The 8,251-nt window shown below is 65.3% G+C and carries 9 protein-coding genes; 6 read left to right on the top strand and 3 right to left on the bottom strand.

All coding sequences use genetic code 11. The features are described 5' to 3' along the window. Positions 1–1,028: alanine racemase (locus tag VIR09_RS07480; protein WP_332012300.1), on the bottom strand; the 1,028-nt coding region annotated here is incomplete at its 3' end. A 153-nt stretch (positions 1,029–1,181) separates the two neighbouring features. On the opposite strand from VIR09_RS07480, the gene VIR09_RS07475 reads away from it, so the two are divergent. The 4 genes from VIR09_RS07475 to VIR09_RS07460 all read left to right on the top strand — a co-directional run bounded on the left by VIR09_RS07475 (position 1,182) and on the right by VIR09_RS07460 (position 5,279). Beyond that, positions 1,182–1,973 carry a deaminated glutathione amidase gene (locus VIR09_RS07475; RefSeq protein ID WP_332012299.1) on the top strand — a complete coding sequence of 264 codons (792 nt, stop codon included), beginning with the start codon at positions 1,182–1,184 and terminating at the stop codon, positions 1,971–1,973. 82 nt (positions 1,974–2,055) lie between these two features. Next, on the top strand, positions 2,056–3,396 hold the full coding sequence (locus VIR09_RS07470) for a replication-associated recombination protein A (RefSeq protein WP_332012298.1): 1,341 nt from the start codon (positions 2,056–2,058) through the stop codon (positions 3,394–3,396). A 42-nt stretch (positions 3,397–3,438) separates the two neighbouring features. Next, a complete protein-coding gene (gene serS, locus VIR09_RS07465; protein WP_332012297.1) occupies positions 3,439–4,791 on the top strand; it encodes a serine--tRNA ligase in 1,353 nt (450 codons plus the stop codon). A gap of 239 nt (positions 4,792–5,030) precedes the next feature. Beyond that, on the top strand, positions 5,031–5,279 hold the full coding sequence (locus VIR09_RS07460) for a hypothetical protein (protein ID WP_082400638.1): 249 nt from the start codon (positions 5,031–5,033) through the stop codon (positions 5,277–5,279). Positions 5,280–5,535: 256 nt separating this feature from the next. Here the strand turns inward: VIR09_RS07460 and VIR09_RS07455 are convergent, their stop codons facing one another. Then, positions 5,536–5,865 carry a virulence factor gene (locus tag VIR09_RS07455; protein WP_332012296.1) on the bottom strand — a complete coding sequence of 110 codons (330 nt, stop codon included), beginning with the start codon at positions 5,863–5,865 and terminating at the stop codon, positions 5,536–5,538. A gap of 319 nt (positions 5,866–6,184) precedes the next feature. After that, the gene (locus VIR09_RS07450; protein WP_332012295.1) at positions 6,185–6,697 is read right to left on the bottom strand and encodes a hypothetical protein; all 513 of its coding nucleotides are present in this window, start codon (positions 6,695–6,697) and stop codon (positions 6,185–6,187) included. 191 nt (positions 6,698–6,888) lie between these two features. Between VIR09_RS07450 and VIR09_RS07445 the strand changes: the two genes are divergently transcribed. Beyond that, a complete protein-coding gene (locus VIR09_RS07445; protein WP_332012294.1) occupies positions 6,889–7,086 on the top strand; it encodes a hypothetical protein in 198 nt (65 codons plus the stop codon). A 66-nt stretch (positions 7,087–7,152) separates the two neighbouring features. Continuing rightward, the coding region (locus VIR09_RS07440) for an amidohydrolase family protein (RefSeq protein ID WP_332012293.1) at positions 7,153–8,251 on the top strand (1,099 nt) is incomplete at its 3' end.

The raw sequence follows: 8,251 nt of genomic DNA, 5'->3' as shown, positions 1-8,251 counted from the left end.
GTGGGCAGGCCGGCGTCGAAGGCGGCGTCGCGCTTGCCCATGGCGACGATGGCGCGGCCCGGTTCGGGCAGCGACTGCACGTAAGCCCAGACCTGCAAGGCCGGTTGCAGGCCAGGCTCCATTTTCTGGGCGACCGGATTGTGGGCATTGATGCGCTCGGCGGCGGACCGGTAGATGCCGACGTCGTGCGACAGGTAGCAGCCGGGGCGCAGCACGATTTCCAGCGGCGAGCCGATGTCCAGTTGCGAGAATTCCTCTGCGACCACGTCGAACCACGCCGAACCCGCGCCGGAGATCAGCGCCGGGCCGTTCTTGCGCAGGCGGCCGGCGGCGGCCAGGCTGCGCAGGGTATCGGTGGCGCGGCGCAGGAAGGCGCGGATCGCGTCTTCTTCCTGCAGCACGCCTTCATAGACTTCGATGCCGGCCAGGGCCAGGCTGGGCCATTTGCCGATCTCTTCCGCCAGCGCCTGCAATTGGGCGTCGTCGCGCACGCCGGTGCGGCCGCCTTGCGGGCCCAGTTCGATCAGCACCGGCAGGGTCAGGCCCTGTTCGCCGAAGTAGGCGCCCAGCTGCGCCGCGTTGGCGGGCGTGTCGACAATGCAGAAAAAGGTGAAGGCCGGATCGCGCAGCAGCCGGGCAATGATGGCCATGTTGGCGCGGCCCACCAGCTGGTTGGCCATCAGGATCCGGCGGATGCCGTGCTGGTAGGCGGCCTGGACCTGCGGCGCGGTGGCCAGCGTGATGCCCCAGGCGCCACCCTCGATCTGGCGCTTGAATAGCGCCGGGCTCATGGTGGTCTTGCCATGCGGCGCCAGCTTGACCTTGTACGCTTCCATGAAGCGCTGCATCCATTGCAGGTTGTGGCGCACGCGGGCTTCGTACAGCACCGCCACGGGCAGGCTCACGTCCTCATTGAGCAGGTTCCAGTTCAGCGCCGCGACGCCGGCGGTGGTACAGGATTCCGGAAAGGCGCCCAGGCCTTTGCCGTTCACGTCCAGGGGGGCTGCGGGGGAGGAGGAATTCGTCATGGGGCGCCTGCTATGGAAAATATTTACGTCAAACCTGGTTTTTTTCATTATCGTGAAAATAATTTACAAGCGGGAGCTAGGAGTTTCCCGTAGTCGGCGTTGTCCGGCGGTTGGCGCGACAATAGGAAAACCCTCCGATACAAGGAAAGCGTCATGCTGAAAGTTGCTTTGGGCCAGTTCGCCGTCAGCCGCGTCTGGGAAGAAAACGCCCAGGTCTGCATCGACCTGATGGAACGCGCCCGCGCCGGCGGCGCCGGCCTGCTGGTCCTGCCTGAAGGCATCCTGGCTCGCGACATCACCGATCCGCAGATCGTCCTGAAGGCGGCCCAGCCGCTGGACGGCCCCTTCATGAGCCGTCTGCTGGAAGCCAGCCGCGGCTCGCAGCTGGCAACCATGATGTGCGTGCACGTGCCGACCGGGGAAGGGCGCGTCTGGAACACGCTGGTGACGCTGCGCGACGGCCAGATCCTGTCCCAGTACCGCAAGCTGCACCTGTACGACGCCTTCAACATGAAGGAATCCACCAACGTCACGCCGGGCACCGACATTCCGCCGCTGCTGGACATCGGCGGACTGCGCGTCGGCCTGATGACCTGCTATGACGTGCGCTTCCCCGAACTGGCACGGCGTTTGGCGCTGGACGGCGCCGATCTGCTGGTGCTGCCGTCCGCCTGGGTCCGCGGTCCGTTGAAGGAAATGCACTGGGAAGTGCTGGTCACGGCCCGGGCACTGGAAAACACCTGTTATGTGGCGGCCACGGGCGAATGTGGCGAGCGCAACATCGGCTGCAGCATGGTGGTGGACCCGCTGGGCGTGGTGACGGCGCGCGCGGGCGAAGCGCCAGCGCTGGTGTTCGCCGACATCGACCCCGAACGCCTGGCCCATGCCCGCAAGGTGCTGCCGGTGCTGGAGAACCGGCGCTTCGGGCTGCCGGGTCTGGCCTAGGGCCGCACGGGGCGGGGCAGGTTTGCGGCCCATGGTGTAATGCTGACTTGAATTACTTGCTGTCTCCCCTCATCTTCTGTCAATGAGCAACGATCTCTTCGCGGCCGATCCTGCGCATCGGCCTTATGTGCCCCTGGCCGAACGGCTGCGCCCGCGTACGCTGTCCGACGTGGTGGGACAGTCGCATCTGCTGGGGCCGGACAAGCCCCTGCGCGTCGCGTTCGAGTCGGGCCGCCCGCACTCCATGATCTTCTGGGGGCCGCCGGGCGTGGGCAAGACCACGCTGGCACGGCTGATGGCAGACGGTTTCGACGCGCAGTTCATCGCCATCTCGGCGGTGCTGGGCGGGGTCAAGGACATCCGCGATGCGGTCACGGTGGCCCAGATTGCGCAAGGCCAGGGCCGCCGCACCATCCTGTTCGTCGACGAGGTGCACCGCTTCAACAAGGCGCAGCAGGACGCGTTCCTGCCCTATGTGGAAAGCGGGCTGTTCACTTTCATCGGCGCCACCACCGAAAACCCTTCGTTCGAGGTCAATTCAGCGCTGTTGTCGCGGGCGCGGGTGTACGTGCTGCAATCGCTCACGGCCGAGGAACTGCAGCAACTGGTCGATCGCGCCGTGCAGGCCCTGAACGACGGGCTGGATGAAGGCGAGAAAATCCATGTCGATGCGGACGCGCGCGAACAGCTGGCGGCCTGGGCCGACGGCGATGCGCGCCGCCTGATCAGCGCGGTCGAAGTGGTGGCCGAATCGGCCCAGGCCGCCGGCCGCGACACGGTGGACGCGGCCTGGCTGGAGATTTCGCTGTCGCAGAACCTGCGCCGCTTCGACAAGGGCGGGGACGCGTTCTACGACCAGATCAGCGCCCTGCACAAGTCGGTGCGCGGCTCCAATCCCGACGCCGCGCTGTACTGGTTCTGCCGCATGATCGACGGCGGCGCCGATCCCAAGTATTTGTCGCGCCGGCTGGTGCGCATGGCGGTGGAAGACATCGGCCTGGCCGATCCCCGCGCCACCGACCTGGCCGTGAACGGCGCCGACATCTATGAACGCCTGGGATCGCCGGAAGGCGAGCTGGCGTTGGCGCAGGCGGTGGTCTACATGGCCTGCGCCGCCAAGTCGAACGCCGTCTACAACGCCTATAACCAGGCGCGCAAGTTCGCGGCCGAGCACGGCAGCGCGCCGGTGCCGATCCACCTGCGCAACGCGCCCACCAAATTGATGAAGCAGTTGGGCCACGGCAAGGCCTACCGCTATGCCCACGACGAGCCGCATGGTTACGCCGCCGCCGAGCAATATTTCCCCGATGGACTCAATCCCTCCTTCTATCGGCCGACCGATCGCGGCCTGGAGGCTAAAATCCAGCAAAAGCTGGCATTCCTGCGCGAGCTGGACGCCCAGGAACGCGCCAAGAAACGGTAACGGGCCGCGCCCGTTGCTTCACGCAACCTCACCGATATCAACATGCTAGACCCGATACTGCTGCGCAAAGACCTGCAAACCGTCGTCGACCGCCTCAAGAGCCGTGGCGTGTCCTTCGACACGGAACGGTTCAATGAGCTGGAATCCCGCCGCAAGGCCGTCCAGACCGAAACCGAGTCCCTGCAAGCCCGCCGCAACGCGCTGGCCAAGCAGATCGGCCAGCTCAAGGCCAAGGGCGAGGACGCCAGCGCCGTCATGGCCGAATCCCAGGCCGTGCCCGTGCGCCTGAAGCAGCTCGAAGAGGAACTGGCTGCCTTGCAGCAGCCGCTCAACGAATTGCTGATGTCGGTGCCCAACCTGCCCCACGCCAGCGTGCCGCTGGGCGAGTCCGCCGATGACAACGTCGAGGTGCGCCGCTGGCTGCCCGGCGCGGCTGGCGCCGACGGCAATCCGCCGGCCCTGGCGTTCGAGGCGCGCGACCACGTCGCCATAGGCGAACCCCTGGGGCTGGATTTCGACATGGCCGCCAAGCTGTCCGGCGCGCGTTTCTCCTTCATGCGCGGCCCCATCGCCCGCCTGCACCGTGCGCTGTCGCAGTTCATGCTGGACCTGCAGACCGGCACGCACGGCTATACCGAGTGCTACACGCCCTATATCGTCAATGCCTCGACGCTGTACGGCACGGGCCAACTGCCGAAGTTCAAGGACGACATGTTCGCCGTGTCCAAGGGCGGCGGCGACGACGACCCCAAGGTCGACGACCAGGGCAAGCCCTATGTGCGTGAAGACCAGTACCTGATTTCCACGTCGGAAATCACCCTGACCAGCGTGGCGCGCGACACCATCCAGGCCGCCGCCGACCTGCCGCTCAAGCTCACCGCGCATACGCCGTGCTTCCGTTCCGAAGCCGGCAGCGGCGGCCGCGATACCCGCGGCATGATCCGCCAGCACCAGTTCGACAAGGTCGAAATGGTGCAGGTCACGCAGCCTGATCAGTCCTACGAGGCACTGGAAGACATGGTCGGCCACGCCGAGCGCGTGCTGCAGCTTCTGGGCCTGCCTTATCGCGTGGTGCTGCTGTGCACGGGCGACATGGGCTTCGGTTCGGCCAAGACCTACGACCTGGAAGTGTGGCTGCCCGCGCAGAACACCTGGCGCGAGATTTCCTCTGTCTCTAACTGCGAGACCTTCCAGGCCCGCCGCATGCAGGCGCGTTTCCGCAATGCCCAGGGCAAGCCGGAATACGTGCACACGCTCAATGGTTCGGGCCTGGCGGTGGGCCGCGCGCTGGTCGCCGTGCTGGAAAACCACCAGCAAGCCGACGGCAGCGTGCTGATTCCGCAAGCGCTGCAGCCTTATATGGGCGGCCTGACGGTTTTGAATCCGGCAGCGTAAACATCAGGCGATACCGCCTGTCGATCCGCCATTTGGCGGAGTAAAAGACGGAGCCCCCGAGGCTCCGTTTTTTTTATTATCTGTACATATTCCTGTCGCCTCAGGCTATTAACCTCCCGGCGAGAGTGGCTGATTTTGATGTGAGCAATTGTGTATTCCAATAAAAGGGCCGGATAGTTACGGCACAATATGCCCCGTGTGCTACACGCTTCATTCACTTAAATAACAAGGAGTTGCCCATGACTTCAAGAATGATTGGAGATTTTCGTGTGAGATGCTCCGTGGCTCAGGAGGACGAGCAGGGCTACCGTGTGCAGATATGGACCCGCCGAGTCGGCGGTACCGCACCGGAAAAATGCTGGACCGTGCCAGGCCAGGCGCCGTTTTCGAGCCTGCACGAAGCCGAGCAGGAAAGCCTGCAGCTGTTTCAGGGCATCAACGGCGTGCGTTTCAACGGTGAACCGGAGTTTGCCCATGCGTCCGCATAATGGCTGGTGGCGGTCGTCGAGCGAGCCCCGCCGTTGGATCGATCTCGTTCAGGAAGCGCCGCGGTGGAGCGATGGCAAGGCCAGCAATACCCCGCAGCAACCGGCCGTACTGGCCAGCAAACCTCTGCAGGCCCCCGCGGCCTGAGACACCTCCGCGCGGCACCGGAACTTGCCCCGCAGAAAAAAGGCCACTCTTGCGAGTGGCCTTTGTCTTTTCCGGTGCCCGCAGGATTGCGCCTGCCGGCCGTCCCGCAGCTTAATCGCGGTCATGCCCGCGGCCGCGGCCGTGGTGATGGTCGTGGCCGCGTCCGCGTCCATAGTAGTAGCCGCGGTCATAGTAGCGACCACCGCCGCGGTAATAAACCGGCGCCGGGTAGACCACCGGAGGCGCAACATAAACCGGCGCGGGGCGGTAATACACGGGGGGCGGGGGCGCCACGTACACCGGCTGCGGCGCGACGTAGACCGGCGCGGGGTACACGATGCCGGGCACGCCGATCGAGATACCGACGTCCACGCGAGCCAGGGCGACGCTGGAGATCAGCAGCCCAGCGGCACCAGCACCAGCAATAAGCCATTTTTTCATGTTGCACCTGCCTGCCGCATGACGCAGCAAAGTTGAGTATTCGGTGATGCCATTTTCGGGCTTTTTGGTCAGGCAGAAGTAAGCGGGCCAGCGTCAATCGCGACAATCCGCAACCGTCCCCGCAAAGGCGGCATGCGGCTTGCTGCCCCGCAGCAGCAATTGCCCGCTCTGGCGCCGCCGCGATTGAAATCGATTGAAATCGCCTGGAATCAGGTGAAGTCAGGCGGGTAAGTTACAGGCGGTCACCATCCGCCCCTGTTTCCAGGTAACGGCGTTGCGCCAGCGCACCAGTTTTCCGGGCGGCCGAGCATAAGGCGCTCTAGGCGTCCTGCTCGCCGTCGGCCTGTTGGCAGCGGAATTCGACGACCCATACCCAGGGGTTGGCTGCCCAGGCATGCGAGCCGTAACGTTCGCACCAGGTCAAGGCGAAGGCGGTTTGCAGCGGCACGCCCGGCAGCAGGGCGGAGCTTTGATACAGGGCTGGCGTGCCTTCGGCGCGGGCATCAGCCTCGGACAGGGTCTGCAGCCGCTGGACCCGCACCCCTACGATGACGGCGGTGGCGAAGGTATTGCCGGCCTCATCGGTCAATTCGATGCTGTCGCCAGATTTCCCATAAGGGCATCTGACCCAACTGGAGGTTTTGCGCAGTTCGGATGGATTATCCAGCGAGGGACCCATGGCCACCCACCTGCCGGAATCGGCGGCATCCGCATACCAGACCGTGGTCAGTTTGGTGGGCTGCGGCTTCAGGATGCGCCGGCTCTGTACTTTGTGGCCGTCCAAGACAGCTTGTTTAAGCGGCTCGCTGAATTGAAGAGACTGCCTTTTCATACGCTCGCGGTTCCTCTTACGATCAAAGCATATGCGCCAATGCGGCGACCGCCGGGTCGACGCATGCCAACGGTGCGGGCGGTTTGGGCCTGGAATCGGGAAGTATGCCGCCTCGTGTCCATCATGTCAGGCATGGCCTGGATATTTGTGTCTTTTTGAATACGGAGCGGGGATGTTTGTATACTCGAAACATGACTACGAACCTGCATGATCTCAAGCCGGGTTACTACTGGTACACCATGGCAAACGACCCGATGGCCGTCATTCATATCCATGAGGATGGCGGCGCCACGCTGATGGGTACGGATTACCGCATCGGCGCCGAAGGCGTGGCCGACATGGTCCGCCAGGGCGAGCGTTTTTTCTGGATAGAACCGCCTCAAGCCTGAGTTGACGGCGCGTGCCGCCTGGTCTGCGCAAGGCCGGCCGCCACGCGCGGCGCCTGGAAGCCTGCCATGACCGATCTGTTGTTGAAAAATGTCCGCACGCCGCAAGGCGTCGCGGTGGACGTGCTGGTGCGCGACGGGCGCATCCAGAATATCGGGCCCGGACTCGGCGCCGAGGCCGGCGTGCCGGTCGAGGACGGCTTGGGCGCCTTGCTGTTGCCCGGCCTGGTCGAAGGCCACACGCACCTGGACAAGACCACCTGGGACTCGCCCTGGTATGTGAACGAGGTGGGGCCGGCGCTGACCGACCGCATCGAGAACGAGCGCGCCTGGCGCGCCCGCAGCGGCCATGACGCGGCCAGCCATTCGCGCGCCCTGGCGCTGGCCTTCCTGCGCGAAGGCACGACCCGCATCCGCACTCACGTGGACATCGATACCGACGCCGGGCTGCGCCACCTGGAAGGCGTGCATGCCACGCGCCAGGAACTGGCCGGACGCGTCGAGATCCAGACCGTGGCCTTTCCCCAATCTGGCCTCCTGATCCGGCCCGGCACGGCCGAGCTGCTGGACCAGGCCCTGGCGCAGGGAGCCGATGTGCTGGGCGGACTGGATCCATCGGCCATAGACCGCGATCCGGCCAGGTCGCTCGACGTGCTGTTCGGCATTGCCAGCAAGCACGGCAAGCCTGTGGATATCCATCTGCACGAGCCGGGAGAACTGGGCGCGTTCACGCTGGACCTGATCCTGGATCGGGTGCAGGCGCTGGGTATGCAGGGCAAGGTCGTCATCAGCCACGCCTTCTGTCTGGGCGGGGTGGACGCGAAGCGGCTGGACGGCCTGCTGCGGCGGCTGGCCGCGTTGGATGTGGCCTTGCTGACCACGGCGCCGCCGTCGCGGCCCGTACCCGCCGTGCGCGCCTGCCGCGAGGCAGGAGTGACGATCTTCGGCGGCAACGACGGCATCCGCGACACCTGGACTCCCTACGGCAGCCCCGACATGCTGGCGCGCGCCATGCTGATCGGCCTGCGCAACGATCTGCGGCGCGACGACGAGGTCGAGTGGGCTTTCGATTGCGTGACCGCGGCCGCGGCCCGCGCCTGTGGCTTCGCGGACTATGGCCTGGAGCCAGGCGCGCGCGCCGACCTGGTGCTGGTCGGCGCCAGCTGTA

The organism is Achromobacter sp., from assembly GCF_036567245.1.
In the GTDB taxonomy this organism is placed as follows: domain Bacteria; phylum Pseudomonadota; class Gammaproteobacteria; order Burkholderiales; family Burkholderiaceae_B; genus Achromobacter.
Note: the sequence above shows the minus strand (reverse complement) of the source record. Positions and strands in the feature narration are given on the sequence as shown.